At 42.1% G+C, this 22,749-nt stretch carries 22 protein-coding genes and 1 riboswitch; of the genes, 13 read left to right on the top strand and 9 right to left on the bottom strand.

Annotated elements, in window-relative coordinates; all coding sequences use genetic code 11:
- Positions 1–141: 141 nt before the first annotated feature.
- The 3 genes from UF75_RS01525 to UF75_RS01515 form a co-directional block, all read right to left on the bottom strand.
- Positions 142–1,188: a galactose ABC transporter substrate-binding protein gene (locus UF75_RS01525; RefSeq protein ID WP_045572838.1), complete on the bottom strand. Its 1,047-nt coding sequence runs from the start codon at positions 1,186–1,188 to the stop codon at positions 142–144.
- A gap of 150 nt (positions 1,189–1,338) precedes the next feature.
- Positions 1,339–2,328, bottom strand: coding sequence for an ROK family glucokinase (locus UF75_RS01520; RefSeq protein ID WP_045572837.1), 990 nt, complete (start codon positions 2,326–2,328; stop codon positions 1,339–1,341).
- Between the two features lie 359 nt (positions 2,329–2,687).
- Complete coding sequence (locus UF75_RS01515) at positions 2,688–2,882, bottom strand: hypothetical protein (protein ID WP_045572836.1); 195 nt, start codon at positions 2,880–2,882, stop codon at positions 2,688–2,690.
- Between the two features lie 369 nt (positions 2,883–3,251).
- Here UF75_RS01515 and UF75_RS01505 point away from each other — a divergent pair, with 369 nt between their 5' ends.
- Together UF75_RS01505 and UF75_RS01500 are read left to right on the top strand one after the other, a co-directional pair.
- Complete coding sequence (locus UF75_RS01505; RefSeq protein WP_045572834.1) at positions 3,252–3,818, top strand: TetR-like C-terminal domain-containing protein; 567 nt, start codon at positions 3,252–3,254, stop codon at positions 3,816–3,818.
- A 186-nt stretch (positions 3,819–4,004) separates the two neighbouring features.
- A complete protein-coding gene (locus UF75_RS01500; protein WP_082074964.1) occupies positions 4,005–5,600 on the top strand; it encodes an oleate hydratase in 1,596 nt (531 codons plus the stop codon).
- An 84-nt stretch (positions 5,601–5,684) separates the two neighbouring features.
- Here UF75_RS01500 and metA read toward each other — a convergent pair whose 3' ends face one another.
- Positions 5,685–6,608, bottom strand: coding sequence for a homoserine O-succinyltransferase (metA, locus tag UF75_RS01495; RefSeq protein ID WP_045572832.1), 924 nt, complete (start codon positions 6,606–6,608; stop codon positions 5,685–5,687).
- 223 nt (positions 6,609–6,831) lie between these two features.
- Positions 6,832–8,124, bottom strand: a complete 1,293-nt coding sequence (locus UF75_RS01490) for a homocysteine synthase (RefSeq protein WP_045572831.1) — start codon at positions 8,122–8,124, stop codon at positions 6,832–6,834.
- Positions 8,125–8,311: 187 nt separating this feature from the next.
- Positions 8,312–8,419, bottom strand: a riboswitch (SAM riboswitch).
- 294 nt (positions 8,420–8,713) lie between these two features.
- On the opposite strand from UF75_RS01490, the gene UF75_RS01485 reads away from it, so the two are divergent.
- Positions 8,714–9,640 (top strand): LysR family transcriptional regulator, encoded by a 927-nt coding sequence (locus UF75_RS01485; RefSeq protein WP_045572830.1) that lies wholly within the window; start codon positions 8,714–8,716, stop codon positions 9,638–9,640.
- A 51-nt stretch (positions 9,641–9,691) separates the two neighbouring features.
- Entirely contained in the window at positions 9,692–10,015 is a 324-nt protein-coding gene (locus UF75_RS01480) for a LysR substrate-binding domain-containing protein (protein ID WP_045572829.1), read from the top strand.
- Positions 10,016–10,175: 160 nt separating this feature from the next.
- On the opposite strand, the gene UF75_RS01475 is transcribed toward UF75_RS01480, so the two are convergent.
- Complete coding sequence (locus tag UF75_RS01475; RefSeq protein WP_242860068.1) at positions 10,176–10,697, bottom strand: HAD hydrolase family protein; 522 nt, start codon at positions 10,695–10,697, stop codon at positions 10,176–10,178.
- A 243-nt stretch (positions 10,698–10,940) separates the two neighbouring features.
- Here UF75_RS01475 and UF75_RS01470 point away from each other — a divergent pair, with 243 nt between their 5' ends.
- The 3 genes from UF75_RS01470 (at position 10,941) to UF75_RS01460 (ending at position 13,193) form a co-directional block, all read left to right on the top strand.
- Complete coding sequence (locus UF75_RS01470; protein ID WP_045572828.1) at positions 10,941–12,017, top strand: radical SAM protein; 1,077 nt, start codon at positions 10,941–10,943, stop codon at positions 12,015–12,017.
- A 37-nt stretch (positions 12,018–12,054) separates the two neighbouring features.
- Entirely contained in the window at positions 12,055–12,585 is a 531-nt protein-coding gene (locus UF75_RS01465) for a DUF2179 domain-containing protein (RefSeq protein ID WP_045572827.1), read from the top strand.
- A 179-nt stretch (positions 12,586–12,764) separates the two neighbouring features.
- Positions 12,765–13,193: a universal stress protein gene (locus tag UF75_RS01460; RefSeq protein ID WP_045572826.1), complete on the top strand. Its 429-nt coding sequence runs from the start codon at positions 12,765–12,767 to the stop codon at positions 13,191–13,193.
- A gap of 198 nt (positions 13,194–13,391) precedes the next feature.
- Here the strand turns inward: UF75_RS01460 and UF75_RS01455 are convergent, their stop codons facing one another.
- Both UF75_RS01455 and UF75_RS01450 read right to left on the bottom strand, forming a co-directional pair.
- Positions 13,392–13,655: a hypothetical protein gene (locus UF75_RS01455; RefSeq protein WP_045572825.1), complete on the bottom strand. Its 264-nt coding sequence runs from the start codon at positions 13,653–13,655 to the stop codon at positions 13,392–13,394.
- 15 nt (positions 13,656–13,670) lie between these two features.
- Complete coding sequence (locus tag UF75_RS01450; RefSeq protein WP_045572824.1) at positions 13,671–14,921, bottom strand: DNA polymerase IV; 1,251 nt, start codon at positions 14,919–14,921, stop codon at positions 13,671–13,673.
- A gap of 265 nt (positions 14,922–15,186) precedes the next feature.
- Between UF75_RS01450 and UF75_RS01445 the strand changes: the two genes are divergently transcribed.
- Entirely contained in the window at positions 15,187–15,615 is a 429-nt protein-coding gene (locus UF75_RS01445; protein ID WP_045572823.1) for a universal stress protein, read from the top strand.
- 185 nt (positions 15,616–15,800) lie between these two features.
- Here the strand turns inward: UF75_RS01445 and UF75_RS01440 are convergent, their stop codons facing one another.
- Entirely contained in the window at positions 15,801–16,307 is a 507-nt protein-coding gene (locus UF75_RS01440) for a hypothetical protein (protein WP_045572822.1), read from the bottom strand.
- 552 nt (positions 16,308–16,859) lie between these two features.
- Here UF75_RS01440 and UF75_RS01435 point away from each other — a divergent pair.
- The 5 genes from UF75_RS01435 to UF75_RS30645 all read left to right on the top strand — a co-directional run bounded on the left by UF75_RS01435 (position 16,860) and on the right by UF75_RS30645 (position 22,662).
- Positions 16,860–18,473, top strand: a complete 1,614-nt coding sequence (locus tag UF75_RS01435; protein WP_045572821.1) for a sigma 54-interacting transcriptional regulator — start codon at positions 16,860–16,862, stop codon at positions 18,471–18,473.
- A gap of 577 nt (positions 18,474–19,050) precedes the next feature.
- Positions 19,051–19,926, top strand: coding sequence for an FAD binding domain-containing protein (locus tag UF75_RS01430; RefSeq protein ID WP_045572820.1), 876 nt, complete (start codon positions 19,051–19,053; stop codon positions 19,924–19,926).
- Positions 19,927–20,421: a (2Fe-2S)-binding protein gene (locus UF75_RS28890; protein WP_045572819.1), complete on the top strand. Its 495-nt coding sequence runs from the start codon at positions 19,927–19,929 to the stop codon at positions 20,419–20,421.
- The gene (locus tag UF75_RS30650) at positions 20,414–21,688 is read left to right on the top strand and encodes a molybdopterin cofactor-binding domain-containing protein (RefSeq protein ID WP_045572818.1); all 1,275 of its coding nucleotides are present in this window, start codon (positions 20,414–20,416) and stop codon (positions 21,686–21,688) included. The genes UF75_RS28890 and UF75_RS30650 overlap by 8 nt, the downstream gene beginning before the upstream one ends.
- Positions 21,685–22,662, top strand: a complete 978-nt coding sequence (locus UF75_RS30645; RefSeq protein ID WP_045572817.1) for a molybdopterin cofactor-binding domain-containing protein — start codon at positions 21,685–21,687, stop codon at positions 22,660–22,662. The genes UF75_RS30650 and UF75_RS30645 overlap by 4 nt, the downstream gene beginning before the upstream one ends.
- The last annotated feature ends 87 nt before the right edge of the window (positions 22,663–22,749 follow it).

Raw genomic sequence — 22,749 nt, 5'->3', positions numbered from 1 at the left:
TGTGATCAATGCTATTCTGAAAAAATGATTGTTTTTCATTATACATGATTTAAACCAAGGAATTCAAAAAGCAAGGAGGAACGTGACGAAAACATGCCCCCTTGCTTGATTCGCTGTAAGTAGGTATTCGGAAGAAGATGGTTATTGAGCGTCAGCCATATTGGCTTTGAGGATTTTCTTGTAAGGAACCCAAACATATTTGCCGTCTGTAATCTCGTAACCAGCATTATCTTTGCTTGGAGTTAATCCTTTCGATAAAGCAACAGCTAGGTTCAAAGTTGCAGTGCCTTGATTTTTTGCATCATTGAGAACAGTGCCTAGAAGAGTACCATCTTTCAAGGCTTGGAGACCAGGCGCAGTGGCATCTACCCCGACGACCGGCATGAATTTATTGTTGGCAAAGTACCCTTTAGCTTTCAAGGCTTCAATAGCTCCTAAGGCCATGTCATCGTTGTTACCAAGAACGGCTTCGATTTTCTCACCTTGGGCACCTAAGAAAGCCGCCATTTTGTCCTGAGCTTTGGAACGATCCCACATTGCGGTATCTTGAGCAAGAATGTTAACTTTAATACCAGCATCTTGGATGGCTTGAACGGAGAATTTCGTACGTGCAATGGCATCTGGATGTCCAGGTTCGCCTGTCAAAATGACAACATCCATTGTGCCATCCTTATTCTTGTCCATTTCAGGATGAGCTTTCCAATAATCTACGAGGATTTGCCCTTGCATGATACCGGATTCTTCGGCTTTAGCACCTACATAATAGACTTTGTCCCATTTCTGCATATCACTAGCCATTGGCTCGCGATTAAAAAAGACAACCGGTGTATTAGCGGCCTTAGCTTTGTCAATGATCACCCCAGCTGCTGTGAGATCTACTGGATTAATCGCCAGAGCATTGACTTTTTTATTGAGGAAGAGGTCAATCTTATCATTTTGGGTGGGCTGAGAGTTTTGACCATCCACAATATCGACGGTTGCTTTGCCCTGAGCTGCAGTGGAGATGGCATTACGAACACCTGTCATAAATGTGTCATCAAATTTGTAAATAGCAACACCGATGGTAGGCTGTTTTTCTGAGGCGCTTGGTGTACCTGAACTGGAACTAGGGGCTGGACTTGAACTCGCACCACATCCTGCTAAGAACAGCATTGCTCCAACGATTACAACTGGGAATAGTTTTTTCATGCGTAATCCTCCTTGTTTAGAATAGATTTCTTTTTAGGCACTAACTTAATAAATTTAATTACTTAAGTACATTATAGGGTTCAGTATTCTGAATAGTCAAGGATTTTCTTTTGTTGGCGGACGAGCCAATTAATCTCATAACTAGTAGAGTCAACTACCTTTGGCTTCACGCGATCCTATGTTTTTTCGATGAATCAACCAGGCTGCACCCGTCAACCCAGCCCGATTCCCCAGCTTAGCTGGAATAATGGATGTATTTTCTGCCACTCTGGGAAGAATTGCATTATTAAAGGCCTGGATCAGAGGATCAAAAAGAACCTTGCCAGCCAGTGCAACTCCTCCGCCAATCACAATAACCTCAGGATTTAATAGATAGCACATTTGAGCTAAGGTGCTTCCCAGGATGCGACCAACTTTTGTGATAATCTCTATGCTTAAAAAATCCCCTTGTTGTGCCAATTGTACCACTGATTTTGCTGTAATCGTTCCCGTTTTGTCATATTCTTCTTTCAACGGTCCGCTCGATACCCCCTTCACCTGTTCTAGGGCATCCAACACAATAGCTGTTGCCGATGCTTCAGTTTCCAGGCAACCTTTTCTGCCACAATTACAACTACGTCCACCTTGATGTCTTACGGTCATGTGTCCTACTTCTCCTGCACTTCCATTGGCGCCGTGATAAATGTCTCCATTAATGATGACGCCACCACCAATTCCGGTGCCCAGTGTCAGGCAGATTAAATGTGAAGCTCCTTTTCCAGCCCCATTCCACATTTCTCCCAGGGCAGCTGCATTTGCGTCGTTATCAACCATAATCGGCACCTTCCACATTCTCTCTAGATCTTCTTTTAAAGGCACATGATTCCAGCTAAGGTTAACTGCCTCAATAACAATACCCTTTTGCTGATCGAGAAAGGCAGGAACGCCTGCACCTACACCTATAATGTCTTTCCATTCATATTTGTTATTCTGAAAAAGTTTCTCAGCCATTTGAGAGAAGACAGCTAATACCTGATGGTATCCAGCTTTGACCGGTGTTGGGCTTTCCAGAGTATAGAGAATATTACCCAGCTGATCTACAAGGCCCATCTTGATGGAAGTCCCCCCGAGGTCAATGCCTATATAAACTGACGGTTTCATACTGCTTACCCCCTATTCCTTTAAACTGAAAAACATGAATGAGCAAAAAGCGGACTTAAAAACTGAGTTTTATCCGTTTCCATGGAATACGACAGAAAACCCCAAAAAGAATTTACTTAGTATATTAATATTGACACAAGAGTACGAAAGTTTGCAAGACTTTTTAATTTATTTTAAAAAAGGGTGGTTTTTCGATTGTGGAACAGCCACTCATGAGATTGTGACCATTAACTTTTTATGGCCTAACCATTTTGATGGTGGCCCTGCTCTTCCTTTTTCTTGCTGGGTGTACTCAACGCGATTGAAAAGTCCATTGAGAAGTCCATTGAGAAGTCCCGTAATGATCAAAAAAATAATCATTAAGCCATACTGCCACCAACGCTCAATATCAGGACTAATAAACCTTGATTTGCGTAAAATCTCCCATACTGGGAATCTTTGCAAGCTATAAGGGGCAGAAAGAAGAGGAAATAAGCAAGGGCAGCCATGGTTTTGTTCTGTTCGATATCAGAAGGATCACACAATTTTTCTGAGTTATGCTTGTGGTCTGGCATTTGAAGCACCCCTAAGTTGTTTATGACTTCGCCACTCACGCTTAAGTTACAGGATATGAAGCTGAATGTTGCTTCACGGGAGGAGTTGCTAGTCTATGTGAATATGCTTAAACGGGCAAAGAAATCATGGCAGAAGATCTTCCCAAGAATAGTTAGCTTTTTGTTTCTAAAACAGATTTGTTACCATGAGATGTCTAAGGATTTTTTTCTCGGCGTGCAGGGTATTTCTGCGCTGTGTGATAGGCCGGATAGTGAAGTAGGAAGACCACCTTTTTGTGTTATAATAGGGTGAGTGTAAGAATCAATATCCTTGAAAGTACTAATTCGAAGAGGTATTTAGTTTATTCATAAAAGGTGGGAGCAGACAGAATGCCTAGGTCATCTCTGACCAAAAAAGCGCTGGCAACGTCGTTAAAACGCTTGATGGAAAAGTTTCCTCTGCACAAAATTAAAGTTCAAGAAATTGTGGATGATTGCGAGCTCAATCGACAAACCTTCTATTATCATTTCCAGGATATCTATGCTTTATTGGGTTGGATCTATACGACAGAAGCTGTTGAGAGTATAGCTAACTACAAGACTTATACGACCTGGGAGGATGGTTTTTTAAAAATCTTCCTTTATATTGGGAAGAACAAGGCTTTTTGTCTCAACACGCTGAATTCCTTAGGGAGAGATCATCTCGACACTTTTCTCCACTCGATTGCTTTCGAATTGTTGATGGGAGTGGTCACTGAAGTATCACAGGATATGAAGGTCAAGGATGAGGATAAAAAGTTCATGGCGGATTTTTATGCGCTGGCCTTTATTGGTTTGGTGATTCAATGGATGAAGACAGGGATGAAGGAAAAACCCGAAGTCATTATCGAAAAACTAAGTGAGTTGGTGGAGGGGAATTTCGCCAGTGCCTTGCAACGATATGAGAAGAGGATGTAATTACCAGAGAGGTGTTACGGCCTCTTTTTTATTTGCTTGGACTTAAAATCAAAAGACCAAAAAACTATACAATTCATAGCTAATGTAACGATTTTAAACATCTTGGCGATATTGTTCATAGTTTTTGAACGCTTAAGACTGTATAAATAATGTATCAACTCTCACGAAGCGCAGAGACAGAAAAAGATGGAGGTAATGATCATGAAGAAAGACTATGAAACTAAGCATGTTTATTTCATTGGTGGCGGATTAGCTTCACTGGCGGGTGCTGTTTATCTAATTCGGGATTGTGATTTCCCTGGAAATAATATTCATATTCTTGAGGAAATGAAAATTGTCGGTGGAAGCAATGATGGCTCCGGAAATTCCGAACAGGGATATGTGATTCGCGGCGGGAGAATGCTTAATGATGAGGCTTATGAGAATACGTGGGAATTGTTAAGTACTATTCCCAGCTTGAACGACCCTGACAAATCTGTGAGAACGGAAATTATGGAATTTGATACAGCACATCCGACTCGAGCTAAAGCAAGACTTGTTAACAAAAACGCCGAAATTGAAGATGTTATGTCGATGGGGTTCGATCTCGGTGATCGCCTTGCCATGGCTAAACTGGTGATGACACCTGAGGAAAAGATGGGTAAAGCAAGGATCAGTGATTGGTTTGGACCTCATTTCTTTGAGACAAACTTCTGGTATATGTGGGCTACCACCTTTGCTTTTCAACCTTGGCACAGTGCGGTTGAGTTCAAACGATACATGATTCGGTTCATGCATGAATTCCCCAGAATTCAGACGTTAGAGGGAGTTACCAGAACACCATATAATCAGTATGATTCAATTATTCTTCCGCTGAAAAAATATTTAGATCAATACAAGGTTGATTTTGATATGAAATGTACAGTGACCGATCTGGACTTCAAGGATTCTGATGATATTACTGTGACAGCCATTCGTTATACCCGAGAGGGTATTCAGGGAGTGATTAAGCTTAATGAAGGGGATCAGGTTATCGTCACGAACGGTTCCATGACGGATGGTTATAGTCTCGGTTCGATGAGCAAAGCTCCAGAGTTAATGGGGAAAGGAAACTCATGGAAATTGTGGGATACGCTTGCCAAGAAAAAGCAAGGGTTTGGAAATCCCTCCTCCTTTGATGAGGATATTGACGGCTCGAAGTGGGAATCCTTCACGGTAACTTGTCAGGATTCGAGATTCTTTGATTTGATGGAAAAGTTCTCACGTAATAAAGCGGGCTCAGGAGCACTGGTTACCTTTAAGGATTCAAGTTGGCTTATGTCAATCGTGCTGGCATATCAACCACACTTTCTCAATCAGCCTGACAATGTCAAGGTATTCTGGGGGTACGGACTGTATCCAGACAAAGTAGGAGATTATGTTAAGAAAAGGATGAGTGATTGCACGGGAGAAGAGATATTGACTGAGTTGTTATGCCATCTTGAATTTGAGGATGACAGAGAAGAGATTGTTAAATCAGCTAACTGCATACCGTGTATGATGCCGTTTATTACATCCCAATTTATGCCTAGAGCGCTTGGCGACAGACCACAAATTGTTCCAGAAGGGTCGACTAATTTGGCCTTCGTCGGTCAGTTCTGCGAAATTCCGGATGATGTTGTTTTTACTGAAGAATATTCTGTGCGCGCAGCAAGAATTGCTGTCTACAAACTCTTTGGAATCTCGCAAGAAATTTGTCCCATTAATCAGTATCAATATGATATAAGAACTTTGTTCAGTACTTTAATAACATCCTACCGATAAATGTGTCATTGCACTGGCAAGAAAGCTACCGATAGTATGCTATTATCGGTAGCTTTCGTTTAGGCTTATTTAAGTCCACTAGTTTTAGCGACCTCCTAAATCATAGGGAGTCTCTTGATAGACGTAGTAATTCAACCAGTTTTGAAAGAGTAAACTTGTATGAGAGCGCCAATTGTGGATTGGCGTTTTAGTTGGGTCATCATTGGGAAAGTAACCTTTTGGAAGAGCGATAGAAAGTCCTTTGGCTACGTCCCGCTCGTATTCCTCTTTTAAGGTTAAAGTATCGTACTCCGAATGTCCTGTTACGAACACTTGCCGTCCATCTTTAGAAACAACAATGTAAAGTCCAGCTTCATCCGACTCCGACAAAATTTCCAATTCAGGGTGGGCTTCAAGGTCGATACCTTTAATTTCCGTATGGCGTGAATGGGGAACAAAGAATTCATCATCAAAACCGCGCAGTAGTTGCATCCCGTTTAAGCTGCGCTTATTCACATTGTGTTTAAAGATGCCGAACATTTTCTCAGGAAGTGGGTATTTAGGAATACCATAATGGTAATAGAGTCCCGCCTGAGCTCCCCAACAGATGTGGAACGTAGAGGTAACGTGAGTTTTTGTCCAGTCCATAATGACTTTAAGTTCTTCCCAGTAGGAGATTTCTTCAAATTCAAGTTGCTCTACCGGGGCTCCGGTTATAATCATGCCATCAAATTTTTGTCCTTTAATATCGCTAAAGCTTTTATAGAAGGAATCTAGATGTTCTTGAGTGGTATTTTTAGAAATATGGGAATCAATATGCAAAAGCACGATTTCGACTTGTAAGGGAGAGTTGCCGAGTAATCTTAAAAGTTGTATTTCTGTTATTTCCTTGCGGGGCATGAGGTTCAAAATAACAATTTTTAAGGGACGGATATCCTGATGAAAGGCACGGTTTTCTCCCATTACAAAGATGTTTTCTTGATGCAATATATCTAGAGCAGGCAGATTTTCAGGTATTTTAATCGGCATGGATAAACCCCTTTCGAGGCGCGAGGCTCGATGCGCGAAGTTCGAATTTATATTCAACTATCATCGAGTGTCGCTCCTTTTATTTTGGTATATGAGATAGGTGCAAAGGGACGGTTCGTTCGTCCTTTGTGACACTGCGTCACGGGTTTGAATGCAAGTTCGAGAACCGTCCCTGACTTGCATCCCGCGAGATGACGTTGCCATACCACTGAGGCTTAGCTTCCTAAGCTTCTTGGCTTGATTGAAGGGCTTGCTCCAGATCGTACAGAAGATCATCGATGGTTTCTAAGCCGATGGAAAGGCGGATCATATCAGGGGATACACCTGCAAGATGTTGGGACGCTTCATCGAGCTGTTGATGAGTGGTGCTTGCAGGATGAATAACTAAAGATTTGGCATCCCCAACATTGGCTAAATGAGAAAATAGTTTGAGACTATTAATGAACTTTTTGCCTTCATTCAAGCCACCGTTGAGACCAAAGGTGAAGATGGCTCCAGAACCTAGGGGCAAGTATTTTTTAGCCAGTGTGCGATAAGGACTCTTCGCAAGTCCCGGATAGTTAACCCAAGTCACTAATTTATGCTGGTTAAGAAACTCCGCAACCTTTTGCGCATTAGCGACATGACGTTCCATGCGCAAGGGGAGGGTTTCCAAGCCTTGTAAGAATAAAAAGGAGTTAAAGGGGGAAAGGGCTGCTCCAGTGTCACGTAAGAGGGATACTCTCGCTTTTGTAATATAAGCGGCATTACCGCAGGCTTCTGTGTAAATAATGCCGTGGTAGCTTGGATCTGGTTCGCTGAGACCCAGGAACTTGCCATTGCTCCAGTCAAATTTGCCAGAATCGACGATGACTCCTCCGATTGAAGTACCATGTCCACCAATGAATTTAGTAGCAGAATGCACCACAATGTCCGCTCCGTGCTCGATCGGACGGCACAAGTACGGTGAAGCAAAGGTATTATCAACGATCAGAGGAACTCCGTTTTCGTGAGCAATCTTAGCGATCTCTTCTAGGTCGGCGACATTGATAAGCGGATTTCCGATGGTTTCAGTGTATAAAGCTTTTGTTTTGTCCGTAATTTTTGAACGGAACTCTTCTGGTTTGTCGACATCCACGAAGTGGACTTTAATTCCTAGCTTGGCAAATGTATAGGCAAATAATGTGAAAGTACCTCCGTAAAGGGAGCTGGAAGCGACAATTTCATCTCCAGCTTCCACAATATTTAAAAGTGCATAGGTAATGGCTGCTTGGCCGGACGCAGTCGCGAGTGCGCCAACGCCCCCTTCAAGGAGTGCTATTCGCTGTTCGAAGACGTCTTGAGTCGGATTCATAATTCGTGAGTAGATATTGCCAGATTCTTTTAAGGCAAATAAATTCGCGGCATGATCCGTGTCGTTAAAGACGAAAGAAGATGTTTGATAGATAGGAACGGCTCGTGCATTGGTCGCGAGATCGGGGCTTTGTCCCCCGTGTAAGGAAATAGTTTCAATACCTAGTTGTCGTTTTTCTATCATGATATATTCCTCCCTAGTTATTTATTTAGATGACATACTGTGAGAATAGATAAAGGGAAAAGGGTAAAACAGGTTGTGGCAATCCAGAGATCAAGTTTTGATTCGCGAGAGAGTATTGTTCTGGCCGTGTTAATTAATAAAAACGACCACTTCAAGAGAAGCGGCCGTTATATCATTTAACACGCTACTCTCATCTTTCAGAACATTAGTGTTCTGTTGGAATTAGCACCTCATAGCTTACGCTATCGGTTGCCGGGCATCATTGGGCCAGTCCCTCCGCCACTCTTGATAAGAGAAAATTAATATTTAGTTTGTTAGGTTATTGCTACTATAAATCAAATCGCTAGCTGTGTCAACAGTCAGCAATTGCTAATTTCTGTTATATGATATTACGGGATGGAAGAGTTCTTAAGGATTAGGAAAAACATAGTTTAAACAATGCCAAAAAGGATAGGCTCTATAGAAAAGGATAGTTAGCTAAAGAAAAGGATAAGATTGTAAGGAAAACGACGTTGTGAATTTTCGGGAAAAGAAGTATCATTATATGCATCAATTCTGACTTAGATTTAAAAAACTAGAGGTGTAAGCTGTGATGAACGATCCTATAAAAACCTTTGTTACGGTAGTGGAGCAAAGGAATTCCTCTAGCACGGCTGAGGAGCTGTATCTATCCCATCCCAATGTCAGTTTACAAATTCAGAGCTTGGAAGAAGAACTTGGCACAAAACTCGTTAATAGTTCGTCAAACCATATAGAGCTTACGCAATCGGGCGAGATATATTATGGATATGCTAAACAAATTCTACTTTTACAGGATAAGGCCAAACAGGAAATCAAGCAGTTATCCAATGTAGTGACAGGGTCATTGAGGGTTGGAGCAAGCTATACAATCGGAGAATATATTTTGCCCTTTGTAGTTGCTGAATTTGCGACTCAATATCCAAGGGTGGAGATTGAAACCTCAATTGCCAATACGGAAGAGATTATTCATGCAGTTCAAGCAAATCACTTAGACATTGCTCTTGTTGAAGGAGAAGTCAATCAGGATGACCTTGAAATCCGCTCAATCATGGAGGATGAGATTATTTTAGTCGTTCCTAATCATCATCCTTTGTCAAGGTTGCCTATTGTTACTTCAGAGCATCTCCAAGACCAGGTATGGATTCTCAGAGAAAGCGGTTCTGGAACTCGTGCGTTCAGTGACAAGCTCATCAAAGAGTGGGGAATCAAGGTGAGGAAGACTTATGTCTTCGGAAGTGGGCAAGCTGTTAAGCAGGCTGTTACAGCGGGTTTAGGAATTGCGCTTGTCTCACGTTGGATCGTGCGTAAAGAATTAAATGCCAAGGAATTGAAGTCGATCAGAATAAAAGGGAAGCGACTTACTCGTTCTTTTTATTTAATAGGACCGAAAAATCATGAGATGACCGAGGCTATGGAAGTTTTCATGGAGCAACTCCTTACCCATGAATCTGCTAATTCCTGGAGGAAATTGGGCAAAAGGGGAACAGATATATAAGTTTATGGCAGCGCATAAAGGCAACTAAAGGCGACGACACAGGATGGGTCTATGTCAGGAAGTGGTTCGGGAACCCGAGCCTTCAGCAACAAGCTGATCAAAGATCAAGGAATTCACGTCAAAAAGTCCTATATTTTTGGAAGTGGTCAGGCCGTCAAGCAGGCAGTTATAGCTGGGCTAGGAATTGCCCTTGTTTCCAGTTGGATCGTCCGCAAAGAATTAACTGCTAGAGAACTGACGACGATCCGAATAAAAGGAAAACGGTTAACTCGTTCTTTTTTGTTAATAAAATCTAAAAACCATGAACAGTCTAAGGCAATGGAAGTTTTCACGGAACAGCTTTTCACTCACGAGCTGTTAACTGCCCCGAAATAAATTGGGACGTTAAGGAATTTAAGGGGATAGTGGTCCAAAACTCTGGATAAATTTCACGAGGCTTCAGATGGAATAAAACTCCATCTGAAGCCTCGTGAAATTTATAGAGCTTGTTCAGGAATCGGCTAACCTCAATGGGGTACAAAAGGCCCTCGGTAGTTTAGCGTCTTAAAGATGCCTTAAGACGCTGAGTTTCTAAAAGTAAACCAAAACCGTCTTCAATTTTATTAATCACCAAATCCGCAGAATTGAGAGTCTGCATAGAGGCTCCCTCAAACCCAATGACAGCAATGCCAAGATGAGCCTTTTCTAGCATTAATTGATCGTTTGCTCCGTTCCCGATGGCGACAATTTCACGGGAACCAAACTGTAACAAATAATCCGCCTTTTCTTGAGTATGATCTATGGTCTTCAATAAGTTTACCTGAACGGGTAATCCTTCACATTGCTGCTCTGCGGTACCGTAGGTATCTGCAGTTAGAATATGGATTTCCAGAAAAGGAGATATATGCCTGAGACTTTCCCTAACGGATTCTAACATTTGCCCGTCTAAGGCTAATGTTCCATTGTAATCGAGGACTAACACTTCAAGGTTCATGGTTCTTCGGCCCGGAATAACTATTTGAAGTATGAAAATCTCCTCCTCCCATGATATAAAGTTGTATTGTGTGTTTGTTATCATAAGAATTATACGCCATTAGGCAAAACAAGTACAAGAACCGCGAGCGAAGACTCGTGAGCTTCCCAAGAACGTCAGGTTTAGGGCCGTTCAATTACGGAAAATAAGATCATAGGCTGTTTCAACCGGGCGAACTCTGTCAGGTTTTTCAGACAACACTTCCAATCCATTGAATAATAATATAGGATTATTCTAATAAGGTTCTGGAAGTGAGCAAATCAGAATCGAAAGAGGAGGTTGCTTGGTATGAAAGATATCGTTGATTTAGTTTATCATCCTTCCCCTTCGATAGAACGTCTTTACCTTGAGTTGACCAATCGTTGTAATTTGTCTTGTGAAATGTGTTACCGCCAGAATTGGCAAGAACCTTTGGGGGATATGTCGACGGATATTCTGAGTTCTATAGCAGGTGAAGTGGCTTCTTTTCCTAATCTGAGGGAAGTAATTCTGGGAGGGATTGGGGAACCAACGATTGCCAATAATTTTCACCAAGCGGTAGAAATGTTCGCTTCACGTTATGAAGTGACCGTGACGACCAATGGGACTACGTTGGATGAGCCTATGATCCAATTTTTGCTTTCGCGTGGTGTTGCCCGGATCGTTCTTTCGGTTGATACGACAGATGTGCAGGCTTTTGCTGCTATCCGGCATCAGAATGTACAAGGAATCTTGGAGAGCACGCGTTACATAGCTGATCGGAAAATTAATGGGAAGCCAGAGATTATATGGGAGTTTCTGGCCATGAAAAGTACTCTTTCTTATTTGCCAGAGACTATACGCCAAGCCACTAAACTAGGCGTTAATCGAATCTTTGTTTCTCATGTTCTACCTATGAGAAAAGAGATGATAGAGGAAACCCTGTATTATCCAACCTTAGTTCCTGAGACAGAGCGAACCTTTCAAGAGGCTTTTTTGTTGGGGTTGGCAAAAGGCGTGGACGTTGTTTTGCCTAAAAGCCAGTTGAGAACAGACCGATACTGTAAATTTGTAGAAACTCAAAGTGCAGTTGTACGTTGGGATGGTCAGGTTTCTTCTTGTTATCGGTTTTTGCATTCTTATCCAGAGTATGTCTTCGGAAGAAATAAGCTCATTGAGGCTCACAGTTTTGGTTCTCTGACGGAGCAATCCTTGCTAAAAATCTGGACTTCTCAGGATTTTATGAGTTATCGTTACAAAGTGATAACTGGAGGGTATCCTTCGTGCACGGATTGTGAGTGGGTTAATGGCTGCGACATGGTTTTTAGAACGGACATGGATTGCTTAGGTAATGCTCCTTCTTGCGGAGATTGTCTTTGGGGACGGGGAATAACCGTTTGTCCATGAAGAGGCTAATATAAGAAAGCAATTCAGCGGGCAGAAAATGGAGGAAGTTATGCAACTTATTCTTATCATCATGGGAATTAACGTGGTCTACGTATCTATGTATACTTTGCGTATGATTTTCGTCATAAAAGGGCAGAGAGTTTTAGCATCAATCCTTTCCATAGTTGAGATTTTTGTTTATATGACAGGGTTAGGGATTGTTCTGAAAAATCTTGATAATCATTGGAATCTAGCAGCTTATTGTATTGGTTATGGCTTAGGCGTGTATATAGGTAGTCGAATTGAGGAATTTATTGCTTTGGGTTATGTTACGGTTCAAGTGACCGTAGATTGTGTTGAAGCAGAAATCCCGTCAAAGTTACGGGATTATGGATATGGGGTGACTTCCTGGTTAGCCGATGGTAAGGATGGTTCGCGGCTCATGATGCAGGTTTTGGCCAAGAGGAGTAATGAACGGCAGTTAATTGACATCCTCGATCAGCTCTGTCCCAAAGCTTTTGTAGTATCGTTTGAACCCAAAAATTTCAAAGGTGGATTTTGGAATAAACGGATGCCTAAGCCATTCTAAGCCGAAAATAATTTACAATTATTACAGAACAAGGCAGGATTAAGGTGCTAACTGGTGGAATATGTTAGAAAGGAATATGCCATGATCGTCTAAGTGAACTCGTTCAACTAAAGTTAAACATCGAGTCATTGGTGAGAGAGTCTAGGAGTCCTACGATTCGATAAATGAGGAGGGTGCTTATGTATAAAAGAATAATGGTTCCAACCGATGCCTCAGAATATTCGCGTCGGGCGTTTTTAACTGCTTTGGAGCTTGCCAGGAAATTTCAAGCGGAAGTGGTTCTTCTATTTGTCACGTATACTCCGGAAGCGTATTGGGGTTACAATCCGGCTTATACTATCGAAATTTCGCAAGAACAAATCGAAGAAACTGGCGAACAAACCTTAATGGCCACACTTGAAGGAATTGAAGTGGGTGACGTTCCTTTAAAAAAGAAAAAGATACAGGGACACCCGTCGACCGTGATTTTAGAAGAAATCAGCAATGAAAATATTGATCTAGTCGTTATGGGGAGCCATGGATATGGGCCAATTGCTGGAGCGGTCTTGGGCAGTGTGAGTCAACGGGTTCTCCGAAAATCAACGTGCCCTGTTCTAATCGTAAAGTGAACATTTTTGCTGGGCAGCCCAATCGAAAAAGGAATATTTGTGGAATCTTTAAAGGCTGTTGACGAACCTCGTTAACAGCCTTTTCCTTTATAAGCGCTGCCCTCACGATACCCCATACTTCTAAACTAGTCGACCTTTCTCTAGGAGATTAGCTTACTCGACTGATTTAGTAATGATTAATTTAGAGCAGAGCTTTCGTTAGGCCTTATACAGATACCATTTACAAGTGTTCAACTCATATTTGAGTTCATATAGTTTTAAGAGACCGTTCATTTCACTTTGACAGCGGAAAAGAATCATACGATTTCCGGCAATTTTCTCCTCGGAGCGGGTTACAATTCGGTCGACTTTGACCACGATGCTTGCAGTGCCATCGGAAGTTAGCTTATATCGAAGTGGATTAGGGATTCCCTCTTGTGTAAACCAAGCAATCATTTCGATCGGTTGCATTAATAGTTTCATACGCATCACCCACCTTCACAAAATGCTAGACATCATGGGGTAGTCCTCGTCTTGAATTACACCGCCTGTAAGGGCTTTAAGTCCACTATTAAGAAAAGAAGAACGGATAACGGCATGAGATCCAAAGCGCAAGCGAAGTTGATCCACCGTCTGATCGATGGCCCGTTGCTTTTCGAAATTCTTGGTAAATAAGGTAAGTTGAATGAAGTCATTTTTACAAAGTTCCGAAACACTTACTCCAAGGTGCCGGATCCCCTTGCCAGTCCAAAGTTCATCAAATAGTTCACAGACGGTCTCATGAATTTGGTTGGTACAGTCGACAGGGGTAGGAATTTTTCGCTGGTGAGAATAAGACAAGAATTCACTAGTCCGCAAGGAAACCGATACAAGCTGAGCACAAACGTTTGCCTGCCGTAAGCGCATAGAAACAGTCTCCACAAGAGATAACAAAACTAAGTGGGCTGTTTGACGATCTTCGACGTCAAAGGGGATTGTAGTTGAGTTGCCCATGCCTTTGACAATATTCCTAGTAGTTCGGACCAAAGAATCATCTTGACCATTGGCGTAGTTCCAGATCAAGAGTCCGGGGCTTTTCAAGAAAAGCCTCAGCCAATGAGGGTCTGATGTAGCAAGCTGTCCGATCGTGGTGATGTTTCGGGAGTGAAGTTTCTTTGAGGTTGCCCTGCCAACAAAGAACAAATCCTCAATGGGTAGGGGCCACATTTTAACGGGAACTTCTTTAGGAAAGAGGGTATGCACTTTATCGGGCTTTTCAAGTTCACAAGCCATTTTCGCAAGTAGTTTATTAGTGGAGATTCCTATATTGACAGTAAAGCCTAGTTCATGTTTGATTCGATCTTTAATTTGGGTGGCGACCTCTATCGGGTCCCCTAAAAGCTTATTCATGTTCGTATAGTCAAGAAAGTACTCGTCAATTGAATATTGTTGGATAAGGGGGGAATATTGTTCTAGGATTTCTTTCATAGTTGTGCTACAACGTTGGTATAACAGGTAATTCGGCGGGGCAATTACTAGTTCAGGGCATTTAGTTCTTGCGGAATAAAGTGTTTCTCCAGTTTTAATGCCATATTTCTTGGTTGGGATTGATTTGGCTAGAACAATGCCATGTCGAGTCGTAGGGTCTCCACCCACCACAGAAGGGACTGTTCGGAGATCTAAAGAGTCACCATGTTGAAGGCGATGGGCGGCCTCCCAGGAGAGGTAGGCAGAATTAACATCAATATGAAAAATAGTTCGTTGAGTCATGCGGAGACACCACCTGTGTAGTTATCGTAAGGATACTTTATCAGAACAAGTGTTCCGTGTAAAGAGTATATATGTTTCCAATTCTAAATATACCCGAACTATAATCAGGAAGTTAAAATAACCAAACTAAGAAAGCCAGAGATCGAGGTAGATACTTATAGCTTTTTGTACGATTAAACTTTAGAGTAAAGAAGGATTCAAATCATAAATGTAGAAATTATTTAGAAGGTTAGGATTTGAAAAATGTTTTTAGGAGGCTTTAGTAATGTTTAAAAAGATATTAGTAGCAACCGATGCCTCGGAGTATTCACGTCGAGCGTTAAAAGATGCCTTAGAACTTGCTAAAACGTTTGGCGGGGAAGTCGAGCTTTTGTTCGTTATGTACATTCGGGAAGCATACTGGGGTTATAACGTAGCTTATAGCGTTTTGGTTTCGCCAGAAGAAATTGAAGACGCAGGGGAGCTTGCCTTAGAAGCAACTCTAAAAGGAATTGACGTAGGGGATGTCCCTTTAAAGAAGAAAGTAGTTCAGGGATACCCGGCGACTATGATCTTAGAAGAAGTTCAAAAAGAGGGTATAGATTTAGTGGTCATGGGGAGTCATGGTTACGGTCTGATTGCCGGTTCTGTATTAGGCAGCGTGAGTCAGCGCGTCCTTCAGCAAGCAGAGTGCCCTGTTCTAATTGTTAAGTGAATAAATAAACGCTACTGAATGTTGAAAGGCTGTAGACGATTAAATTTCGTTCACAGCCTTCTTTATCGGTCAGCGCTCTAAGCTTGAACATCCTTGTTCGAGTCATAACCAACGGTCCCTTCTCGCCATCCATGGCTACAGGGACACTCGGCCGTCCATGGCCAACGCATACGTGGAGGTTTTATTTAAAAAGGAAGACCTAGTCGTCTAATGAGCGCAAATCCTGCTCGTTTGGCGAGAGGAACAAACACTTTGCGTAAGAGAGGAAGGCCTACACGCCGAGCAAGAGGAATTCCTACCTTTTGTGCTAAGGGAGGGCCAAAGTGCTGGGCGATGGGAAGTCCTACTTTGCGGGCCAGAGGAGGCCCATATTGTTTCATGAGAGAAGGGCCATATTTTTTTATGAGAATTCCAGCTTGCTGTTGCCAGAGGTTAGAAGATTCTAGCTTAGCGGAAGGGATTTGCGGTAAAGAATTAAGGGGTTTCTGAGTAGAAGCAGGCTTAGTTATCGATTGGGTTATCGGTTGAACTATAGGTGAAGTCGTTTGAGAAGTTGGTATAGAAGTTGGCTGATTTATCGAGGATGGTCCTGGTCCCTGCCGCGGAACAGGGTTAGTACCCTGTCGCTGAATTGGGGAGAACCTGTTCTGTTGAATCGGAGAATAACCCCGTTGCCCCATCAACGATTTCATGGGCAAGCCCCCTTTATATAAATGTGAGAATCATGGTTCCTAATACACAGTATGCGTTAAATTCCTTAATGTTCCTTATAAGGTAAAATTAGACATAAGGTTCACTGAGAATGCAAAACTTTTTCTAAGTAAAGAACGCTGCTGGAACAAACGTCCGACAGCGCTCTTTTTGGTCCGCCACGCATGGCGATTATTGAAAGAAAGTTTACCAGCGTAGTTATTTGATAGAGTTCTAATTAGGCGGCTTCATCCATGGGCTTGCCTTTGGTTTCTTCACCAAGAAGGAGGACATTTAGGGCGGTCAGGATGAGTACTGCTGCAAACATAATAAAAACAGATTGAGAGGGTAAGCATGTACGGCATTTTCTGTAGTATAAATTAAAATATATTTCGACATTTCGCTACTTGAACGGGTATTATAGAGGAAGGTAGCCAACGGGACCGCTTGGGTTTAGGGAAATTGCGAAAAGAATAGGGTTGATAAGTTTCCACTAAGCGCAGATGTCATGAAAATTATGGTGTTTGTTAATAATTGTATTTGTGGAGGTTGAAATGAGCAATCATTATGATTTGGAAAAACTTATAATGATATTGCCAATTTTGGCAAGAACAACGGGTGGATACGCAACGATTACAAACTCTGGAGGACGGCGATTATGTACCGTTGATTGGAATGGAACGGAAATAAAGGAACTGAATGATGAGATATACGATTTAGCGAGAGATGCAGGTCAACAGGCTCGTCCGTTAATTGGTGTCTCTCAAATAGTAGATCAGGCGGATGCTTGGGCATTGCCAATAGGTGACTATGTCTTGTCGTGCAGCAATGTGGAACGACTTAAAAGAGAACAAAAATTTCTTAATGCATTAAGAAAGGCGCTTCCGATGATTGCCCAAGTGGCTGGTGGGGAGGCCGTAATTTTTAACGATATTGGTGAACGATTATTAAGTTATTACTCGGATGGAACTGAGCGACACCAGTTGAAGGGGCAAGTGAGTAAACAGGCCAGACAAGCTATGGTTTCCCAGGAGCCTGTGGTTGGAAAGTCTTTTTCTGTTAATGGAGCAATGGCGGTACGTATTCCTATTACAGAGAAAATTGGTTTCGGATTTAATAATGAAAATGCTGCCCGCCAACATCAAAAATTATATAATGAAGTTAAAAAGTTTCAAAGTGCGAGCTATTGTTTTGAAGACATTATCGGGGAAAGTGAAGTATTAGCAAAAACAAAGAGTATGGCAAAATTCGTTGCAGATGGTGTTTCCTCGATTCTTATTTATGGAGAAACGGGAACTGGAAAGGAATTGTTTGCTCAATCAGTCCATAATGCTAGTGAACGTCGATATCGGCCGTTTGTGGCGTTAAACTGTGGGGCTTTACCGGCTTCACTCATTGAGAGTAATCTTTTTGGTTATGAGGAAGGGGCCTTTACCGGAGCGAAGAAAGGAGGAAGCCCTGGTGCTTTTGAACAAGCGGATGGAGGTACTATCTTTCTCGATGAAATTAGTGAGATGGAAATTGGCCTGCAAACTAAATTACTAAGAGTACTTCAAGAAAGAGAAGTAGTTCGGGTTGGTGGATTCAAAGCTCAGAAAATTGATGTTAGGGTCATTGCCTCTACCAATAAAGAGTTAAACGATCTGATCGCGGATGGGAAGTTTCGGCAGGATCTTTTTTATCGCTTAAATGTGGTCCAGTTAAAAATTCCTTCGCTAAGAGAGCGGGTTGGGGATATTGCTTTATTGGCCAGGTACTTTATTCATAAATTTGCTTCGTCCTTTGGTAAACCTATTGAAGATATCGACATTGGAACATTAAAGATATTGCAGAATTATCCTTGGCCGGGAAATGTCCGTGAACTTCAGAACTGTATCGAATCTGCTATGAATATGGTGCGAGAGGAGTCAATACTTCTACCTGAACATTTGCCTCTTTACCTGCGGCAAGGTCAAAGGGCTTTGAAAAAATCCGTCGTGGTAGTTGAGATTGGGAATGAAAAGCTAAATTTAAAAGAAGCATTATCAGAAGCCGAAAAGTTAATTATCCAAAAGGCGCTAGAAATGGCCAAGTATAAAAAGGTCAAGGCTGCTCGTATTCTAGGAATTAGTACTGCGACCTTATGGCGAAAACTGACTGAGTATGGAATGGAACGAGAAAAAATGTAAATTTTACTGCAACTATTTTCAGCTCAAGTTTAGATATATAAATGAAGTCGTTTCATTAATGAAACGAATAATTGCAAAATTGAAATAAATTTTAAATTACTGACCTGTTCAATGGGGGAAAACCATTTCAAAAGTGAGTTAGTACCCCCGTCTTTTATCTATAAATACCAGCCCGAATTAGATTATACCCTTAAAATACCCCTTAAATGACGGGGTGAAGGTTATTTTAAGGGTATAATTGTTGGCACAAAAATTGCAACGAGAAGTTAAGCAAGTAAGTATTAAAAATTAATCACTTAATACTGAAGGGCTTTATTGATTTTCAAAAAAGTTTTTAGGCAATGGTGCCTTAGATTAGTACAAACTAACCTAAGGCACCATTTTGCCTATTTGAAAGGAGTGATGTCCTTTATGTTAAAAACAAGGTGATCATATGATTTGTTGGTACGCAAATTGCATAGACAATTAGAAGAAAGCTGTTTAATTTGACTGATAAAGACAGGGTTCAATGTGTGCAGTATAAATTAAGATTCAACACATATTAATTGCCATTATTTTTTGCTAAGGAAGGGTTATTATGCTTGATTGCAAACTGTATTTTCAACCGGAATCTTTAACGGTAGCCTTAGATTTATTGGCTAAAGCTGAGAAAAGATTGCTTCCTTTAGCTGGTGGGACAGACATTGTTCCGGCAATGTCAAAAAATAAGTTGAATGTAGCTGGATTGGTTGACTTATCAAAAATCCAGGAGCTTCATCAGATTAAAATTGAGGGGAATGAAATTAGTTTGGGTAGCCTGTGTACTTTTCAAGAAATTGAGACGTCACATTTGATACGGACTAAGGTGCCGCTATTAGCTGATGCTGCAGGATTGGTAGGTTCGCCTCAAATCCGCAATGCGGGAACTGTAGGTGGCAATATTGCCAATGCTTCACCGGCTGCAGACACAGTTACCGCCCTGATTGCCTTAGATGCCGATGTAAGGCTTCGCTCCACAGCTTACGCTCGTACGATGTCTCTTAAGGAACTATTGTGTGGAGCAGGTAAAACTCGTATTTTACCTCAGGAAATAATTACAGAGATAACCTTCAAAATTCTCCAGCCAGGAAGCAAGGGTGGTTTTATCAAATTAGGTCGTCGTAAGGCTTTGGCCATCGCAAGAATGAATATGGCCCTTATCTTTTCAGTAACTGAAGGACGAATAAATTTTGCTCGTGTAGGATTGGGCGCTGTAGGTCCAAACCCTTGTCGTTCTAACGCATTAGAGAATACTTTAATTGGACAAGAACCATCAGACTCTCTAGTTGAGGACTTTGTTATGGAGGCTGAGAGAGAAGTTGCCCGAATGCTTGGTTCGCGGCCTTCCGCTGCTTATAAATGTGAAGCAGTGAAGGGGATTGCTCGGGATATATTAAGCAGCCTGTTTTCAAGTAGTGAAATGGTGGTGGAGTAAATGGCGGAATTTCATCTGGAAATGAAGGTTAATGGTAAACCAATAGTCCTGGATGTGGATCCTGGCTTGAGATTACTGGACGTTTTGCGAGATATATTGCATCTAACTGGAACAAAGGAGGGGTGTGGTGAAGGTGAGTGTGGTGCATGTTCAGTCATCTTGAACGGTAAGTTAGTTGACTCCTGTTTAGTACTTGCTCCTCAAGCCAATGGTCAGGAAGTGATTACAATTGAAGGGATTGCCCAAAACGGCGAACTTGACTCCCTTCAAAAAGCCTTTTTAGAAGCTGGAGCAGTTCAGTGCGGTTACTGTACTCCGGGAATGATTTTAGCGGCAAAAGTTTTGCTAGATCACAATTCAACCCCTTCTCGCTTAGAAATATCCAAGTCAATTTCTGGAAATATTTGCCGTTGCACTGGTTATACGAAGATAATCCAGGCAGTCGAAATAGCAGCATCAAGAATTGCAACGAAGGAAGGTGCTGACCATGCCTGATTATAGTACTATCGGCAAGTCAATACAGCGGATTGACGGTATAGACAAGGTTTTGGGAAAGAGTCAATACATTGCAGATATCGATCTCCCGGGAACTCTGTGTCTAAAGGTTTTACGCAGTGATGTAGCGCATGCCTTGGTAAAAAAGATTGACGTTAGTGAAGTAGAACGTATTCCTGGCGTAGTGAGGATTTTCACTCATGTCGATATCCCTGGCATAAATGGCTATGGAATAATTGTTAAAGATCAACCGGCTCTTACCGACAAAGTTCGTTTTAAAGGGGATGCCATAGCTTTAGTAGCGGCCGAAAACGAGGAAATTGCTAAAAGAGCGCTTAAGTTGATCAAGGTCGACTTTGAGAAACTACCGCCAATTTATGATGTTTGGACGGCTTTGAAAGAAGATGCTCCTGCTATACATTCCCGGGGTAATATACTTACAGTAAGTAAGATTAAAAAAGGAGATGCTGAGGCGGTACTTAACCAAGCAGAAGTAGTTGTTTCTCGTAGTTATACAACTCAACGTGTTGAACATTGCTACATTGAAACAGAGGGCGGTGTGGCCTACATCGAAAATGGCATTCTGGTGATCAAAGTAAGTACTCAAAATCCACACTATGATCGGCGTGATGTAGCCCGAGTCTTAGGGTTACCCATGAATAAAGTGAGGGTTATTCAAGCAACCACTGGTGGGGGATTTGGAGGTAAATTAGATATTTCGGTACAATGCTTTCTTGGTTTAGCCGCCATAAAGTTGGGGCGCCCGGTACGAATGGTTTACGATCGTCAGGAGTCTTTTGTCGCGACAGGTAAACGGCATCCGTTTTTCATTGATTACACCACTGCTGCTAACAAAGAGGGGAAATTATTAGCGGTTAAAGTGAAGATCGTTGGAGACACTGGGGCTTATGCATCATACGGACCAGCAACTTTAGTCAGGGCCGCAGTACACGCAACGGGTCCATACGAAGTGCTTAACGTGGATATTGACGCTCTTTGTGTCTATACCAACAATCCTATTAGTGGGGCTATGCGGGGTTTTGGGACGCCGCAGATGGCCTTTGCTTGTGAGAGCCAGATGGATTTATTAGCCGAGGCTTTGGGTATAAGTCCAGTCGAAATGCGACGGCGTAATATTTTACAACAAGGCTCAATAACGGCCACTGGGCAGAAAATGAACAAAAGTGTAGGTATTGGTAAAACTTTAGAGGCTGCTTGGGAAAAGGCTCTCCAGGTAATGCCCGGCCTAGGGGATGAACGTAGATGAAGAAACGTGGATATGGTATCGCTAATATGTGGTATGGCATTGGCAATACAGCTAACCATAATCCGTCCGGCGCCTTTGTTGATATTCTGGACGATGGCACGGCCATAGTTTTAACAGGTTGTGCTGATATCGGGCAGGGTTCAACCACGGTCTTAGCCCAGATAGCGGCGGAGACATTGGGAATTAATATTGAGGATGTAGTGGTTGTTGCTGCTGACACAGAAGTAACGCCCGATGCCGGTGCAACATCGGCATCCAGACAAACATACGTTTCCGGCAATGCCGTTCGTTTAGCAGCAAAAAATGCTCGTGAGCAAGTTTTAGCCAAAGCCTCTGAAGAGTTAAATATACAGGCAGAAAGGTTAAGCATATATCAAGGACAGATATGGGTCGGTGATAACCCTAGTGGCGTAATGATTAAAGAAATTATCACCCAATGTCGAAGCGAAGGTGTTTTAACCCTGGGGCATGGCTCATTTGATCCTGTAACGACCAAACTTGATTCTGAAACAGGCCAAGGTATTCCTTATGCAACTTATGCTTTTGCGACTCAGGTTGCGGAGGTAGAAGTAGATACTGAAACAGGGATTGTAGAAGTAAAAAAAATTGTAGCCGCTCATGATGTTGGTAAAGCCATCAACCCGCAAAATGTGGAAGGGCAGATTGAAGGCGGCTGCTCTATGGGGATAGGGTATGCTTTACTTGAAGAAGTAGTAGTAAAAGATGGGGAGATACAAGGTCCGGGTATGTCAACTTATCTTATACCCACTGCTATGGATGTATCTGAAGTCTATCCGATAATTATTGAGGAATATGAAGCTAGCGGTCCCTATGGGGCAAAGGGGGTCGGTGAACCAGCCTTGGTGCCGACGGCTGCTGCTATTGCCAATGCTGTGGCCGATGCTCTGGGAATTCGTATGTATGAGTTACCTTTAACACCAGAAAGAATTATTGCTACAATCAAAAGAAAATAGAAAGGTGGTGTTGGTATTAGTCATGAATAGGTTTGATTCTTGTTGCAATGGGTAGAAATGGGTAACCATTTCACGGAATTATGTAAA

It is taken from the genome of Desulfosporosinus sp. I2, assembly GCF_000960765.1.
Taxonomy (GTDB): domain Bacteria; phylum Bacillota; class Desulfitobacteriia; order Desulfitobacteriales; family Desulfitobacteriaceae; genus Desulfosporosinus.
This window is presented reverse-complemented; position numbering and strand designations above follow the sequence as displayed.